The following is a 14,119-nucleotide window of genomic DNA, read 5'->3' as shown; positions in this document are numbered from 1 at the left end:
TAGCCAGCTCCAAAAATCAAAAAAAGAACTTAATAAAACAACTTTTATCGACTCTATTTATAGGATTTGTTAAGATGCACATAACATTAAGCTAACATTTCAGAAGTTAATTCTTAGGTTTATATGAGCTACAGTGCTGGATAAGTCCACTTTAGCACCTTCAAAACGGCCGTTTGCAATGCTTAAATTTAATATTCCTGCGTTTGTTAAAATTGCTATTCCACCTCCATAACCGTAGAGTTTATCCAGCTTTTTACTGTTAAAATTCTCAAATATGCCTATATCTAGAATGCTGTGCAGGTAAATTTGATCGTTTAGACAGTATCTATACTCAGTTGCGAGCGTGGTATAGAAAGAGCTATCTATGCTGTTTTGGTTAAATCCTCTAATACTTCCTGTTCCACCGAATTGATAAAGTTCATTGAATTGGATATTATCAGAGTTCAAATAGCGACCTCTCAAGTGGCCTAAAAACTTACTTCTATTACTTAGATGCAATAATTTTAAAAGGGTTGCGTCTATAGTGAACTGATTTTCGTTTTTTTGGTTCAACTGGCGATTATAGCCACCTAAGCTTAGTTCAATTTTCACGTTTTCAGGCATCAATTGATCATTTGATCTGATATGGTAACTTGTAAGTAGTTCTAGTCCGTTTGTTTTAATGTCGTTAATTCCAAGTTCATTTTCTAAAGCATTAGAGATGGTGTTAATATAATTGATGCCTAAATGAGTCTGCCAGGAAGGTTTGTAATAAGTCCCGGCTTTTATGGATGTCCTTTGATAAGTGCTATCTCTTCTTTGTATGTTTAGCTCTAGTTGGGTTCCTATGGAGCTGTTCCAGAGGTAAGGAATGTTTATTTTGGTAATTAATTGGGTTTGATCTTCGTTGTCATTGCGGTATTCTAAATTGAAACTCTCAGCTCTATTGAAGTTGTTCTCAAGCCGGAGATTAATAAAACCGTTGAGTTCTATATTGCCATTTTCGGAGTTATTAAAACCTAGTAATCCTTCTGCATAGTTGACATCCTTCTTTTCAAGAAATAGAAAAACGGTTGTGCTGTCTTTTTTAAACAAAACCTCAGTTTTTTTTGTCATGTTGACAAATGGTATATTTCTGATGTGATTCTCTATTCTTTCAATATTTTTCATATTGTAGAGATTATTGTTCTTTAAGAATTGATTAATCGTTCTTTCAGGGAACTTTTGATAACCCTTTATTTCAAATCGGTCAATGCGTCTTTGAGAGTTTAATTTAATTTTCAAAGCAGCGTTTATAGTGTCGCTAGAATTTAAAGTAATGTCGGTAATTTGGGTAGTGGCAAATGGAAAGCCTTTTTCAATTAATTGGTTATTTAAGTCTTCTAAATATTCTTCAAGTTCTTCAATAGGTATTTCTTTCCGCTTTCGCGAAAGCGAGATAGTTTTCATTTCATTCTGAAGTTCGTCACTTGTTTCAAAAACCACGATATTGTATTTCTTATTTTTTACAATAGAAATACCATTTGTGGAATCATTAATTTTAGTAATAGGTAAAGAAGTCGCGTTAAGGAACCCTTTTTTGATAAAATTAGAAACAATGCTATCGTTTACTTCGTTTGATTTCTTCTTCGATATCGTAATGAAAGTACTGTCTATGGGGTGCTTCAGGCTTTTTTGAAAGCTTATTTGTAGGTACTGATTTTGAGATAGAGCTGTGTGAGCAATTAATATATATATAATAAGGACAAAATAATATTTCAATTTATGCTTTTTAAAATCATTCAAAACTATGGTTTAACGTGCAAAGAAGACAAAATCTTATTCTTTTTTAAAAGATATTCTAAATATTTGAAAGTGAGGTTTGAATAACTCATTTTTATTCATACCTTTGCCGACCCTTAAAATAGGGATTAATTTATTAGCGTAAAACAATATGCCAACGATTTCACAATTAGTACGTAAAGGAAGAGCCAAAATAACCAAGAAGAGTAAATCGGCTGCTTTAGATTCTTGTCCTCAACGTCGTGGAGTGTGTACTCGTGTTTACACAACTACACCTAAGAAACCTAACTCAGCAATGAGAAAGGTAGCTAGGGTTAGACTTACTAACGGTAAGGAAGTAAATGCCTACATTCCAGGAGAAGGACATAATCTACAAGAGCACTCGATAGTATTGGTTAGAGGTGGAAGGGTAAAAGATTTGCCAGGAGTTAGATACCACATTGTACGTGGAGCACTGGACACCGCAGGTGTTGCAGACCGCACGCAACGTAGATCTAAGTATGGTGCAAAACGCCCTAAGAAGTAAACAATTTTTAAAAAGTCTATGCATGCTCTGTTTAGATTTTTTTAATTAACAATTTCAACAAGAAGAAATGAGAAAAAGACAGGCCAAGAAACGTCCTATCCTTCCGGATCCACGTTTTAACGACCAGCTAGTGACTCGCTTTGTAAACATGATGATGTTACATGGTAAGAAGTCTACAGCATTCAAGCTTTTCTATGATGCAATGGATATCGTAGAAGAGAAAAATCAAGACGAAGAAAAAACTTCTTTAGAAGTGTGGAAAGATGCGTTGTCTAACGTTATGCCACACGTAGAAGTACGTAGCCGTCGTGTAGGAGGTGCTACTTTTCAAATCCCAATGCAAATCAGACCAGATCGTAAGATATCTACTGCAATGAAGTGGTTGATAAGTTACTCTCGTAAGAGAAATGAGAAATCGTTTTCTGTACGTTTAGCTTCAGAAATTTTAGCAGCTGCTAAAGAAGAAGGTGCTGCTGTAAAGAAAAAGGTTGACACTCATAAGATGGCTGAAGCAAACAAGGCATTCTCACACTTTAGATTCTAAGGAAATGGCAAGAGATTTAAAATTAACAAGAAACATAGGGATTGCGGCTCATATTGATGCTGGTAAAACAACTACAACTGAGCGTGTCCTTTTTTATACAGGAGTTTCACACAAGATAGGTGAAGTGCATGATGGTGCTTCTACTATGGACTGGATGGAACAAGAGGCTGAAAGAGGTATTACAATTACTTCTGCAGCTACAACATGTGAATGGGTTTTTCCTAAAGAAAATGGGGAGCCTACTCCAGAAGCGCAAGAATATCATTTTAATATTATCGATACTCCTGGTCACGTAGATTTTACTGTTGAAGTAAATAGATCTTTGCGTGTACTAGATGGTTTAGTATTTCTTTTTAGTGCAGTTGATGGTGTTGAACCACAATCTGAAACTAACTGGAGATTAGCAGATAATTACAAAGTGCCACGTATTGGTTTTGTAAATAAAATGGACCGTCAGGGAGCTAACTTTTTAGAAGTATGTTCTCAGGTGAAAAGCATGCTTAAATCAAACGCTGTACCTATTGTTTTAAACATAGGTGAAGAAGATGGTTTTAAAGGTATTGTGGATCTTGTAAAGAACAGAGCTACGGTATGGCATGAAGATAACTTCGGATCAACATTTGATGTTGTGCCTATTCCAGAAGATATGAAAGAAGAGGTGCGTCAGTATCGTGCTAATCTGATAGAAGAGGTAGCGAGTTATGATGAAAATCTTCTAGAGAAATTTATGGAGGATGAAGACTCTATTACAGAGGAAGAAGTGCACAACGCATTGAGAGCTGCTGTAATGGATATGGCTATCATACCTATGGTTTGTGGTTCTGCATTTAAAAATAAAGGTGTGCAGTTTTTATTAGATGCTGTATGTCGTTATTTGCCATCGCCATTAGATAGAGATAGTGTTATCGGTACTAATCCTGATACTGATGAAGAAGAAAGACGCAAGCCAAGTGTAAAAGAGCCGTTTTCAGCTCTTGCATTTAAGATAGCAACTGATCCTTTTGTTGGTCGTTTAGCATTCTTCCGTGCTTACTCTGGTCGTTTAGATGCAGGTTCTTATATATTAAATAATCGTTCTGGTAAAAAAGAACGTATCTCTCGTATCTATCAAATGCATTCTAATAAACAAAATGCAATTGACTTTATTGAAGCCGGTGATATTGGTGCTGCTGTAGGTTTTAAAGATATTAAAACTGGAGATACCATGTCAGATCAAGACCATCCTATCGTTTTAGAATCGATGGATTTCCCTGATCCGGTAATCGGTATCGCTGTTGAGCCTAAAACTAAGGCCGATGTTGATAAAATGGGTATGGCTTTAGCTAAATTAGCTGAGGAAGATCCTACATTCCAAGTTAGAACTGATGAGGCTTCTGGTCAAACTATCATTTCTGGAATGGGAGAGTTGCACTTAGACATCATTGTTGACCGTATGCGTCGTGAGTTTAAGGTAGAGCTTAACCAAGGTGCTCCACAGGTTGAATACAAAGAGGCTTTAACAAGATCAGCTGATCACAGAGAAACTTATAAAAAGCAATCTGGTGGTCGTGGTAAATTTGGTGATATCGTATTTACGATGGAGCCAGCTGAGGAAAATGAAGAAGGTAAGATAGAAGAAGGTCTTCAATTTATCAATAAAATTAAAGGTGGTAACATTCCTAAAGAATTTATCCCTGCAATTGAAAAAGGATTCCGTGAGGCTATGAAAGCTGGCCCACTTGCTGGATTTGAGATGGATAGTATGAGAGTAACGCTTACAGATGGTTCTTTCCACCCTGTAGATTCTGATGCTCTTTCTTTCGAACTTGCTGCAAAAATGGGTTATAAAGCTGCTGCAAAATCTGCAGGAGCAGTAATATTGGAGCCTATGATGAAGCTAGAGGTTATCACTCCAGAAGAAAATATGGGTGATATCGTAGGTGACTTAAACCGTCGCCGTGGTCAAATGAACGACATGGGAGATCGTAATGGTGCAAAAGTTGTAAAGGCTGATGTTCCGCTTTCTGAGATGTTTGGTTATGTAACTACATTACGTACGCTTTCATCTGGTCGTGCTACTTCAACTATGGAATTTTCACATTATGCTGAAACTCCATCAAATATTAGTGAAGAAGTAATCGCTGCAACAAAAGGTAACAATTAATATTTCAAACGATGAGTCAAAAAATCAGAATAAAACTAAAATCTTACGATTACATGCTGGTGGATAAGTCTGCTGAAAAAATTGTAAAGACAGTAAAAAGTACAGGTGCAGTGGTAACAGGACCTATTCCTTTGCCAACACATAAGAAAATATTTACTGTTTTAAGATCGCCGCACGTAAACAAAAAGTCTCGCGAGCAGTTCCAATTGAGCTCTTATAAAAGACTTTTAGATATCTACAGCTCCTCTTCTAAGACCATTGATGCTCTTATGAAGCTAGAATTGCCAAGTGGTGTTGAAGTAGAGATCAAGGTTTAATAACTTTTCAAATAAAGTTTTATAGTATTCCGCTTTCGCGAAAGCGGAATACTTTACATTATCAAATAACAATTAAATAATTAATAATATGTCTGGGTTAATAGGAAGAAAAATCGGAATGACTAGTATCTATGATGAAAATGGTAAGAATATGCCATGTACTATCATAGAAGCAGGTCCTTGCGTTGTTACCCAAGTCAGAACTGAAGAAGTAGATGGATATGCTGCTTTACAACTAGGTTTCGATGACAAATCAGACAAGAATGCTTCTAAAGCGGCTCAAGGTCACTTCAAGAAAGCAGGAACTGCTGTCAAGAGAAAAATTGCTGAATTCAAAAGTTTTGATGAGGAGTACAAATTAGGAGATTCAATAACAGTTGATATGTTCACAGAAGGTGAATTTGTAGATGTTTCTGGAACTTCTAAAGGAAAAGGATTTCAAGGTGTTGTTAAACGTCATGGTTTTGGTGGTGTAGGTCAAGCTACTCACGGACAGCATAACCGTTTAAGAGCTCCAGGTTCCATCGGTGCTGCATCTTATCCAGCTCGTGTATTTAAAGGTATGCGCATGGCAGGACAGATGGGTAATGAAAAAGTTAAAGTTCAAAATTTAAGAGTTCTTAAAGTTGTTTCTGAAAAGAACATACTTGTTGTGAAGGGATGTATTCCTGGTCATAAAAATTCTTATGTAATAGTACAGAAATAATGAAGGTAGCAGTATTAGATTTAAAAGGAAAAGAAACTGGTCGTCAGGTAGAATTGTCTGATGATGTATTCGGTATCGAGCCTAGTGATCACGCGATCTATTTAGATGTAAAGCAATATCTAGCAAATCGTCGTCAAGGTACGCATAAGGCTAAGCAAAGAGCTGAAATAGCTGGTAGTACTAGAAAGATAAAGAAGCAAAAAGGTACTGGTACAGCTCGTGCTGGTTCTATCAAATCACCTGTATTTAGAGGTGGTGGTCGTATTTTTGGACCTGTACCACGCAGTTATTCATTCAAATTGAATAAAGGTCAAAAGCGTTTAGCTCGCAAAAGTGCTTTAAGTAAAAAGGTTTCTGAAGGTGCGCTCACGGTTGTTGAAAATTTTAGTTTCGATGCACCAAAAACAAAGAATTTCATTGAAGTTTTAGAGAGTTTAGGACTTAATGATAAAAAATCTCTTTTTGTGTTGGGAGAGTCAAATAAAAATGTATATTTGTCTTCGCGAAATTTGAAAGGTTCAAATGTTGTAAAGTGCACGGAATTAAGTACTTACAGTATAACAAACGCGTCAAACGTCGTTCTTCTAGAAGGTTCTCTGGAAGAAATTGAAGAAACTTTAAGTAAATAAGCAGTTATGAGTGTCCTAATTAAACCTATCATTACGGAAAAAGCTACTAGAGATAGCGAGCTTTTAAACCGATTTGGCTTTGAGGTTTCTCCTAGTGCAAATAAAGTTCAGATTAAAAAAGAAGTAGAAGCGACTTATGGTGTTACTGTTCTTAAGGTAAGAACAATGAATACTCGTATCAATCGCAATACTAAATATACTAAATCAGGGATTCAAGTTGGTAAAACAAGTGCTCGTAAAAAAGCTTTTGTACAACTTAAAGATGGTGAAACCATTGATCTTTATAGTAATCTATAATTAAAAGACAATAATGTCAGTTAGAAAATTAAAACCTGTAACTCCTGGACAGCGATTTAGAGTTGTTAATGGCTACGATGCTATTACAACTGATAAGCCGGAGAAGAGCTTGCTCGCTCCGAAAAAACGTTCTGGTGGTCGTAATGCAAGTGGTCGTATGACTATGCGTTACAAGGGTGGTGGTCATAAAAGACGCTACCGTATTATCGATTTTAAAAGAAATCATTTTGGCGTGCCGGCTACAGTGGCTAGTATTGAATATGATCCTAATAGAACCGCGTTTATCGCGCTTCTTAATTATCAAGATGGTGAGAAAAGATACATCATAGCTCAAAATGGTCTCAAAGTTGGGCAGAATTTAGTTTCTGGTGATACTGCAACTCCTGAGGTAGGTAATGCTATGAAGTTAGCAAATATTCCGCTTGGTTCTATAATAAGTTGTATTGAGTTAAGACCTGGTCAAGGAGCTATTATCGCTCGTAGTGCCGGTGCTTTTGCGCAACTTATGGCAAGGGATGGAAAGTACGCTACTGTTAAGATGCCTTCTGGAGAGACAAGATTAATTTTACAAGAATGTCTTGCAACGATAGGTGCTATATCAAACAGTGATCATCAACTTTTAGTTGGAGGTAAAGCAGGTAGATCTAGATGGTTAGGCCGTCGTCCTAGAACGCGTCCAGTTGTGATGAACCCAGTTGATCACCCAATGGGTGGTGGAGAAGGTAAGTCTTCTGGAGGTCATCCAAGATCTCGTAACGGTATTCCTGCTAAGGGTTATCGTACAAGAGATAAGAATAAAGCTAGTGCTCAATATATATTAGAACGTAGAAAGAAATAAATTATGGCTCGTTCACTTAAAAAAGGACCTTACGTATTTCATAAACTTGAATCTAAGGTGGCTCAAAACATTGAGTCTGGTAAAAAGAATGTTATTAAAACTTGGTCAAGATCTTCAATGATCACTCCAGATTTTGTAGGTCAAACTATAGCTGTTCATAATGGGAGGCAATTTGTCCCTGTTTATGTAACTGAGAATATGGTTGGTCACAAGTTAGGGGAGTTTTCTCCTACTAGATCTTATAGAGGTCATGGTGGTGCCAAGAATAAAGGTAAGAAATAATCTAAGCTATGGGAGTTCGTAAAAGACAAATGGCTGAGAGGCTTAAGGAAGAGAAAAGCAAGATTGCTTTTGCTAAATTAAATAATTGTCCGACATCACCTCGTAAAATGAGGCTAGTTGCTGATATTATTAGAGGTAAAAAAGTTGAGGATGCGTTAAGTATTCTGAAGTTTTCTTCTAAGGAAGCGGCAGGTAGATTGGAGAAGTTAGTTTTGAGTGCAATTGCTAATTGGCAAGCTAAAAATGAGGATTCTGACGTAGTTGAAGCTGGGCTTATTATTAAAGAAATAAGAGTAGACGGCGGAACAATGTTAAAAAGGTTACGCCCAGCTCCTCAGGGAAGAGCGCACAGAATACGTAAAAGATCAAACCATGTTACACTCGTTTTGGGTGAATCTAAAATGCTAAAGGATAACTAATATTATGGGACAAAAAACAAATCCGATAGGAAACCGATTAGGCATTATCCGTGGATGGGAATCTAACTGGTATGGTGGTAATGATTACGGTGATAAATTAGCTGAGGATGATAAAATACGTAAGTATATTCATGCTCGTTTATCAAAGGCAAGTGTTTCTAGAGTAATCATCGAAAGAACGCTTAAGTTAGTTACGATAACTATAACTACTGCTAGACCAGGTATCATTATTGGTAAAGGTGGTTCTGAGGTTGATCGTTTGAAAGAGGAGTTGAAAAAAATCTCAGGTAAGGATGTTCAAATAAACATTCATGAGATTAAAAGACCAGAGCTTGATGCTCATTTAGTCGGCTCTAGCATTGCACGTCAAATTGAAAATCGTATTTCGTACAGAAGGGCGATTAAGATGGCTATTGCTGCTGCTATGAGGATGAATGCTGAAGGTATTAAAGTTCAAATTTCAGGTAGATTAAACGGTGCTGAGATGGCGCGTTCTGAGTCTTACAAAGATGGTCGTATTCCTTTATCTACTTTTAGAGCTGATATCGATTATGCTTTAGTTGAGTCTCATACAACGTATGGTCGTATTGGTGTAAAGGTTTGGATTATGAAGGGTGAGGTTTATGGTAAGCGTGAGCTTTCTCCGTTAGTAGGTCTTGCAAAGAAACAACAAGGTAATAAAGGTGGTTCTAATAATAGAGGTGGAAACCGTCGTCGTAGAAAATAATAATAGCTAGAAATGTTACAACCTAGAAAAACAAAATTTAGAAAGCAACAAAAGGGTCGCATGAAGGGTGATTCTGGTCGCGGTAATCAACTAGCCTATGGTACTTTTGGTATCAAATCTTTAGATTCCAATTTTATTAATTCGAGACAAATAGAGGCAGCACGTATTGCAGCTACTCGTTTTATGAAAAGGGAAGGTTCTCTTTGGATTAAGATTTTTCCAGACAAGCCTATTACTAAAAAGCCTTTAGAGGTACGTATGGGTAAGGGTAAAGGTAATGTAGAATATTGGGCCGCTGTTGTTAAGCCAGGTAGAATTCTTTTTGAAATATCTGGAGTTCCACAAGCTGTCGCTCAAGAAGCTTTAAGGCTTGCTGCACAAAAGTTACCTGTAAAAACAAAATTTATAGTCGCTCGCGATTATCAAGAATAAAATTAAGTCATGAAACAATCAGAGGTTAAAGGTTATTCAATTGATGAATTAAAAGATAAGCTTGTAGAGTCTCAAGTTGCATATAGTGACTTAAAAAGATCACATAGTATGTCACCGCTTGATAATCCATCGCAGATTACAAAGTTGCGTAAAACGATTGCAAGAATTAAGACTGCTTTAAACAATAAATAGTTACAATGGAGACTAGAAATTTAAGAAAAGAGCGTGTAGGTGTTGTTAAGAGTAACAAGATGCATAAAAGTATTGTTGTTGCTGAAGTTAAGAGGCAGAAGCACCCTATGTATGGAAAGTTTGTTTTGAAAACAAAGAAATATGTAGCTCATGATGAAAATAATGACTGTAATGAGGGTGATACTGTTCGTATTATGGAGACGCGTCCTTTAAGTAAGTCAAAGAATTGGAGATTAGTTGAAATTTTAGAAAGAGCTAAATAATGGTACAACAGGAATCTAGATTAAAAGTTGCTGACAACACTGGTGCTAAAGAAGTTTTGTGTATTCGTGTTTTGGGAGGTACAAAAAGAAGATATGCTTCAGTTGGTGATAAGATTGTGGTATCCGTAAAGGAGTCTACTCCAAATGGGAATATAAAAAAAGGAGCTGTCTCTACTGCTGTGGTTGTAAGAACAAAGAAAGAAGTTCGAAGACCAGATGGTTCTTATATTCGTTTTGATGATAATGCATGTGTATTACTGAATCCTACATCGGATATGAGAGGAACCAGAGTATTTGGTCCAGTGGCTCGTGAATTGCGGGATAAGCAGTTCATGAAAATTGTTTCACTTGCACCTGAGGTGCTATAGAGTTTATTATGAAGAAGTTTAAGATAAGAACAGGAGATACCGTTAGGGTTATTGCTGGTGCGCATAAAGGAGCTGAAGGAAAGGTTTCAAAGGTTTTATTGTCTAAAGACAGAGTTATAGTTGAAGGTGTCAATATGGTATCTAAACACGAAAAACCAAGTGCTACAAATCCTCAAGGTGGAATTAAGGAAAAAGAGGCGTCTTTACATGTTTCAAATTTGTCGTTGATTGACGGAAATGGAAAGTCCACAAAAGTAGGTTTTACTACAAAGGATGGTAAGAATGTAAGAGTAGCCAAAACAACTAAAGAAGTTATATAATCATGTCATACGTACCTAGACTAAAAGGAGAGTATAAAGAGCGAATTAGTTCGGCTCTGCAAAGTGAATTTTCGTATAAGAATGTTATGGAAATTCCTAAGTTGCAAAAGATAGTATTAAGTCGTGGAGTAGGTGGTGCAGTAGCTGATAAAAAGCTTATTGATTACGCTTTGGAAGAGTTCACTACTATTACAGGTCAAAAGGCTGTTGCTACTCTTTCTAAGAAAGATGTTGCTTCATTCAAATTACGTAAGGGAATGCCGATTGGTGTTAAAGTTACGTTACGTGGTGATAGAATGTATGAGTTTTTAGATCGTTTTGTAACTGTAGCTTTGCCTAGAGTTCGTGACTTTCAAGGAATTAAGGCGAATGGTTTTGATGGAAGGGGTAATTATAATCTAGGTATTACTGAGCAGATAATATTTCCTGAAATCAATATCGATAAGGTGAATAAAATTTCTGGTATGGATATTACCTTTGTAACTTCAGCTGGAACAGATAAAGAGGCAAAATCGCTACTAACGGAGTTAGGTTTACCTTTTAAAAAGAATTAATAGAGATGGCAAAAGAATCAATGAAAGCGCGTGAGCGCAAACGTCAGGCATTAGTCGACAAATATGCTGCAAAGCGTAAAGCTCTTAAGGAAGCGGGTGATTATGAAGAGTTACAAAAACTTCCTAAGAACGCTTCACCGGTTAGGTTGCACAATCGTTGTAAGTTGACTGGGCGTCCTAAAGGTTACATGAGGCAATTTGGTATTTCCCGTGTTATGTTTAGAGAGATGGCTAATCAAGGTTTAATTCCAGGCGTTAAAAAAGCTAGTTGGTAACAGCTTAAAGATAAAATTATGAATACAGATCCAATCGCAGATTATCTAACTAGAATTAGAAATGCTGTTAGAGCAAATCATAGAGTAGTTGATGTACCTGCATCGAAGGTTAAAAAGGAGATTACTAAAATTCTTTTTGATCAAGGGTATATTTTGAGTTATAAATTTGAGGAAACTGCATCTCAGCAAAATATCAAGATCGCACTCAAGTACGACCGTGATACTAAGGAGTCAATTATTAAGGACTTACAACGTCTATCTAAGCCTGGACTTAGAAAGTACGCCGGTGCTAAGGAATTACCTCGTGTATTGAATGGTTTGGGTATTGCTATTATCTCTACATCGCAAGGTGTTATGACTGATAAGCAGGCTCGATCAGAAAATGTTGGTGGAGAGGTTCTTTGTTACGTATATTAAAAAATTGTTATGTCTAGAATAGGAAAAAACCCAGTTTCAATACCTGCTGGTGTTACAGTTAAGATTAATGACAATGTAATAATTGTTGAAGGTAAGTTAGGAAAGTTAGAGCAGCCATATAGTGATGTTTCGATAGATGTTGAACCAGATGCTGTTGTTGTTAATAGACCATCAGATGCTAAGGATCATCGTGCAAAACATGGTTTATATCGTTCTCTTATTAATAATATGATTCAAGGTGTCTCCACTGGTTGGACTAAAGAACTTGAGTTAGTTGGTGTAGGTTACAGAGCTTCTAACCAGGGGCAAAAATTAGATTTATCACTAGGTTTTTCTCATAATATTGTACTTAATATCGCTCCAGAAGTTAAAGTTGAAACGATATCAGAAAAGGGAAAAAATCCAATAGTGAAGTTAACATCATTTGACAAGCAATTGGTGGGTCAAGTAGCTGCCAAGATTAGAGGTTTCCGCAAGCCTGAGCCGTATAAAGGAAAGGGTGTAAGGTTTGTTGGTGAAATTATTCGTAGAAAAGCTGGTAAATCAGCTTAATTAATAAATATTATGGCATTTTCAAAATCAGCAAGACGAAATAAAATTCGCAAACGTATACGAAAAACGATTGTAGGAACTGCTTCGCGTCCTAGATTATCGGTTTTTAGAAGTAATAAAGAGATATATGCTCAATTAATCAACGATGAGGATGGCGTTACTATAGCCTCTGCTTCATCTAGAGAGCTTGAGAAGTCACTTTCTAAGTCAGAAGCGGCTAGTGAGGTCGGTAAAATGGTTGCTAAGAAAGCTAAAGATTCCGGTATTGAAACGGTTTCTTTTGACAGAGGTGGGTATCTTTACCATGGTCGTGTTCTTTCCCTTGCGCAAGGTGCTAGAGAAGGTGGACTTAATTTTTAATCAGAAACATTTAAGATAATGTATCAAAAATATAAAAACGTAGAAACTGTAAAGCCAGGTGGTCTTGAACTTAAAGATCGTTTAGTTGGTGTTCAACGTGTTACTAAAGTAACAAAAGGAGGTCGTGCTTTCGGTTTTTCAGCTATAGTTGTTGTTGGAGATGAAAATGGCGTTGTTGGCCACGGTCTTGGAAAATCTAAGGAAGTGTCTGAAGCAATAGCAAAGTCCGTGGAAGATGCTAAAAAGAATCTTGTACGTATTCCATTAATGAAAGGTACTATACCTCACGAGCAAAAAGGTAAATTTGGAGGTGCGCGTGTACTTTTGATGCCTGCATCTGAAGGTACGGGAGTAATAGCAGGTGGTGCCATCAGAGCTGTATTAGAGGCCGTGGGAGTGCATGATGTTCTTAGTAAAAATCAAGGTTCTTCTAATCCACATAATGTGGTAAAGGCTACCTTTGATGCATTACTACAGTTGAGAAGTGCTGAAATGGTTGCTAAGCAACGTGGGATTTCGTTAAATAAAGTTTTTAACGGATAAATTAAGGTTATGGGAAAATTAAGAGTCAAAAAAGTTCGTAGTGCTATCAATCGTACTGCTAGACAAAAGAAAACTTTAGAATCTTTAGGTTTACGTAAAATGAATCAGGTTGTTGAACATGATGATAATCTGGTAATTAAGGGTATGATTGCTAAAGTACAACATTTGGTTTCTGTCGAAGAAGCTTAAAAATTATTAAAATGAGTTTACACAAATTAAATCCTGCTGAAGGTTCTGTAAAGAAATCTGCAAAGATTATAGGAAGAGGTCAAGGTTCCGGTAAAGGTGGTACTGCTACTCGTGGTCACAAAGGGGCCAAGTCAAGATCTGGATATTCCAAAAAAGTTGGTTTTGAAGGTGGTCAAATGCCTCTTCAACGTCGTGTTCCTAAGTTTGGTTTCACAAATATCAATCGTAAAGAATACACTGGTATAAATCTAGATGTTATCCAGTCTTATATCAACGAGGGTAGATTTTCAGAAAAAATCACTGTTTCTGATCTTATTTCAGAGAGACTTGCCGGTAAGAATGACTTGATTAAAATTTTAGGTAGAGGTAAAATAAGCTCTTCCGTTACTATTGAGGCGCATAAGTTTACAGGTACAGCACTTTCTTCAATTGAGAAAGCTGGTGGTCAAGCTACAACAGTTTAAC

Annotated in this window: 25 protein-coding genes; 24 read left to right on the top strand and 1 reads right to left on the bottom strand. The window is 36.6% G+C overall.

Annotation, left to right across the window (positions count from 1 at the left end; all coding sequences use genetic code 11):
• Positions 1 to 99: 99 nt before the first annotated feature.
• Positions 100 to 1,740 carry a BamA/TamA family outer membrane protein gene (locus DDD_RS02585; RefSeq protein WP_146250757.1) on the bottom strand — a complete coding sequence of 547 codons (1,641 nt, stop codon included), beginning with the start codon at positions 1,738 to 1,740 and terminating at the stop codon, positions 100 to 102.
• A 172-nt stretch (positions 1,741 to 1,912) separates the two neighbouring features.
• Here DDD_RS02585 and rpsL point away from each other — a divergent pair, with 172 nt between their 5' ends.
• The 24 genes from rpsL to rplO all read left to right on the top strand — a co-directional run bounded on the left by rpsL (position 1,913) and on the right by rplO (position 14,118).
• Positions 1,913 to 2,287 (top strand): 30S ribosomal protein S12, encoded by a 375-nt coding sequence (gene rpsL, locus DDD_RS02580; protein ID WP_015361172.1) that lies wholly within the window; start codon positions 1,913 to 1,915, stop codon positions 2,285 to 2,287.
• Between the two features lie 67 nt (positions 2,288 to 2,354).
• Positions 2,355 to 2,831 (top strand): 30S ribosomal protein S7, encoded by a 477-nt coding sequence (gene rpsG, locus DDD_RS02575; protein WP_041566866.1) that lies wholly within the window; start codon positions 2,355 to 2,357, stop codon positions 2,829 to 2,831.
• A 4-nt stretch (positions 2,832 to 2,835) separates the two neighbouring features.
• The gene (gene fusA / locus DDD_RS02570; protein ID WP_015361170.1) at positions 2,836 to 4,974 is read left to right on the top strand and encodes an elongation factor G; all 2,139 of its coding nucleotides are present in this window, start codon (positions 2,836 to 2,838) and stop codon (positions 4,972 to 4,974) included.
• Positions 4,975 to 4,985: 11 nt separating this feature from the next.
• Positions 4,986 to 5,291, top strand: a complete 306-nt coding sequence (gene rpsJ, locus DDD_RS02565) for a 30S ribosomal protein S10 (RefSeq protein WP_006795812.1) — start codon at positions 4,986 to 4,988, stop codon at positions 5,289 to 5,291.
• 88 nt (positions 5,292 to 5,379) lie between these two features.
• Positions 5,380 to 5,997 (top strand): 50S ribosomal protein L3, encoded by a 618-nt coding sequence (gene rplC / locus DDD_RS02560; protein WP_041566865.1) that lies wholly within the window; start codon positions 5,380 to 5,382, stop codon positions 5,995 to 5,997.
• Complete coding sequence (gene rplD / locus DDD_RS02555) at positions 5,997 to 6,626, top strand: 50S ribosomal protein L4 (RefSeq protein ID WP_015361166.1); 630 nt, start codon at positions 5,997 to 5,999, stop codon at positions 6,624 to 6,626. The genes rplC and rplD overlap by 1 nt, the downstream gene beginning before the upstream one ends.
• A 6-nt stretch (positions 6,627 to 6,632) precedes the next feature.
• Positions 6,633 to 6,923 carry a 50S ribosomal protein L23 gene (gene rplW / locus DDD_RS02550; RefSeq protein ID WP_015361165.1) on the top strand — a complete coding sequence of 97 codons (291 nt, stop codon included), beginning with the start codon at positions 6,633 to 6,635 and terminating at the stop codon, positions 6,921 to 6,923.
• Positions 6,924 to 6,936: 13 nt separating this feature from the next.
• Entirely contained in the window at positions 6,937 to 7,761 is an 825-nt protein-coding gene (rplB, locus tag DDD_RS02545; RefSeq protein ID WP_015361164.1) for a 50S ribosomal protein L2, read from the top strand.
• Between the two features lie 3 nt (positions 7,762 to 7,764).
• On the top strand, positions 7,765 to 8,043 hold the full coding sequence (rpsS, locus tag DDD_RS02540) for a 30S ribosomal protein S19 (RefSeq protein WP_015361163.1): 279 nt from the start codon (positions 7,765 to 7,767) through the stop codon (positions 8,041 to 8,043).
• Between the two features lie 8 nt (positions 8,044 to 8,051).
• Entirely contained in the window at positions 8,052 to 8,462 is a 411-nt protein-coding gene (rplV, locus tag DDD_RS02535; RefSeq protein WP_015361162.1) for a 50S ribosomal protein L22, read from the top strand.
• A 4-nt stretch (positions 8,463 to 8,466) separates the two neighbouring features.
• Positions 8,467 to 9,189 (top strand): 30S ribosomal protein S3, encoded by a 723-nt coding sequence (gene rpsC / locus DDD_RS02530; RefSeq protein ID WP_015361161.1) that lies wholly within the window; start codon positions 8,467 to 8,469, stop codon positions 9,187 to 9,189.
• A gap of 12 nt (positions 9,190 to 9,201) precedes the next feature.
• Positions 9,202 to 9,621 carry a 50S ribosomal protein L16 gene (rplP, locus tag DDD_RS02525; protein WP_015361160.1) on the top strand — a complete coding sequence of 140 codons (420 nt, stop codon included), beginning with the start codon at positions 9,202 to 9,204 and terminating at the stop codon, positions 9,619 to 9,621.
• Between the two features lie 9 nt (positions 9,622 to 9,630).
• The gene (rpmC, locus tag DDD_RS02520) at positions 9,631 to 9,813 is read left to right on the top strand and encodes a 50S ribosomal protein L29 (protein WP_015361159.1); all 183 of its coding nucleotides are present in this window, start codon (positions 9,631 to 9,633) and stop codon (positions 9,811 to 9,813) included.
• A gap of 5 nt (positions 9,814 to 9,818) precedes the next feature.
• Positions 9,819 to 10,076, top strand: a complete 258-nt coding sequence (gene rpsQ, locus DDD_RS02515) for a 30S ribosomal protein S17 (RefSeq protein ID WP_015361158.1) — start codon at positions 9,819 to 9,821, stop codon at positions 10,074 to 10,076.
• Positions 10,076 to 10,444 (top strand): 50S ribosomal protein L14, encoded by a 369-nt coding sequence (rplN, locus tag DDD_RS02510; protein WP_015361157.1) that lies wholly within the window; start codon positions 10,076 to 10,078, stop codon positions 10,442 to 10,444. Before rpsQ ends, rplN begins: the two co-directional genes overlap by 1 nt.
• An 8-nt stretch (positions 10,445 to 10,452) precedes the next feature.
• Positions 10,453 to 10,764, top strand: coding sequence for a 50S ribosomal protein L24 (rplX, locus tag DDD_RS02505; protein ID WP_015361156.1), 312 nt, complete (start codon positions 10,453 to 10,455; stop codon positions 10,762 to 10,764).
• 2 nt (positions 10,765 to 10,766) lie between these two features.
• Positions 10,767 to 11,318, top strand: coding sequence for a 50S ribosomal protein L5 (gene rplE, locus DDD_RS02500; RefSeq protein ID WP_041566864.1), 552 nt, complete (start codon positions 10,767 to 10,769; stop codon positions 11,316 to 11,318).
• A 5-nt stretch (positions 11,319 to 11,323) separates the two neighbouring features.
• Positions 11,324 to 11,593, top strand: coding sequence for a 30S ribosomal protein S14 (gene rpsN / locus DDD_RS02495; RefSeq protein ID WP_015361154.1), 270 nt, complete (start codon positions 11,324 to 11,326; stop codon positions 11,591 to 11,593).
• Positions 11,594 to 11,611: 18 nt separating this feature from the next.
• A complete protein-coding gene (gene rpsH, locus DDD_RS02490; protein ID WP_015361153.1) occupies positions 11,612 to 12,010 on the top strand; it encodes a 30S ribosomal protein S8 in 399 nt (132 codons plus the stop codon).
• Positions 12,011 to 12,019: 9 nt separating this feature from the next.
• Positions 12,020 to 12,562, top strand: coding sequence for a 50S ribosomal protein L6 (gene rplF, locus DDD_RS02485; RefSeq protein ID WP_015361152.1), 543 nt, complete (start codon positions 12,020 to 12,022; stop codon positions 12,560 to 12,562).
• A gap of 12 nt (positions 12,563 to 12,574) precedes the next feature.
• Complete coding sequence (gene rplR / locus DDD_RS02480) at positions 12,575 to 12,922, top strand: 50S ribosomal protein L18 (protein WP_015361151.1); 348 nt, start codon at positions 12,575 to 12,577, stop codon at positions 12,920 to 12,922.
• Between the two features lie 18 nt (positions 12,923 to 12,940).
• The gene (gene rpsE / locus DDD_RS02475; protein WP_015361150.1) at positions 12,941 to 13,465 is read left to right on the top strand and encodes a 30S ribosomal protein S5; all 525 of its coding nucleotides are present in this window, start codon (positions 12,941 to 12,943) and stop codon (positions 13,463 to 13,465) included.
• A gap of 9 nt (positions 13,466 to 13,474) precedes the next feature.
• Positions 13,475 to 13,654: a 50S ribosomal protein L30 gene (gene rpmD, locus DDD_RS02470; protein WP_015361149.1), complete on the top strand. Its 180-nt coding sequence runs from the start codon at positions 13,475 to 13,477 to the stop codon at positions 13,652 to 13,654.
• 11 nt (positions 13,655 to 13,665) lie between these two features.
• Positions 13,666 to 14,118, top strand: coding sequence for a 50S ribosomal protein L15 (gene rplO, locus DDD_RS02465; protein ID WP_015361148.1), 453 nt, complete (start codon positions 13,666 to 13,668; stop codon positions 14,116 to 14,118).
• Position 14,119 lies beyond the last annotated feature (1 nt).

Origin of the sequence: Nonlabens dokdonensis DSW-6, assembly GCF_000332115.1 — a bacterium.
Taxonomy (GTDB): Bacteria; Bacteroidota; Bacteroidia; order Flavobacteriales; family Flavobacteriaceae; genus Nonlabens; species Nonlabens dokdonensis.
The sequence above is the reverse complement of the archived record's forward strand: the minus strand, read 5'-3'. Positions and strand labels throughout refer to the sequence as shown.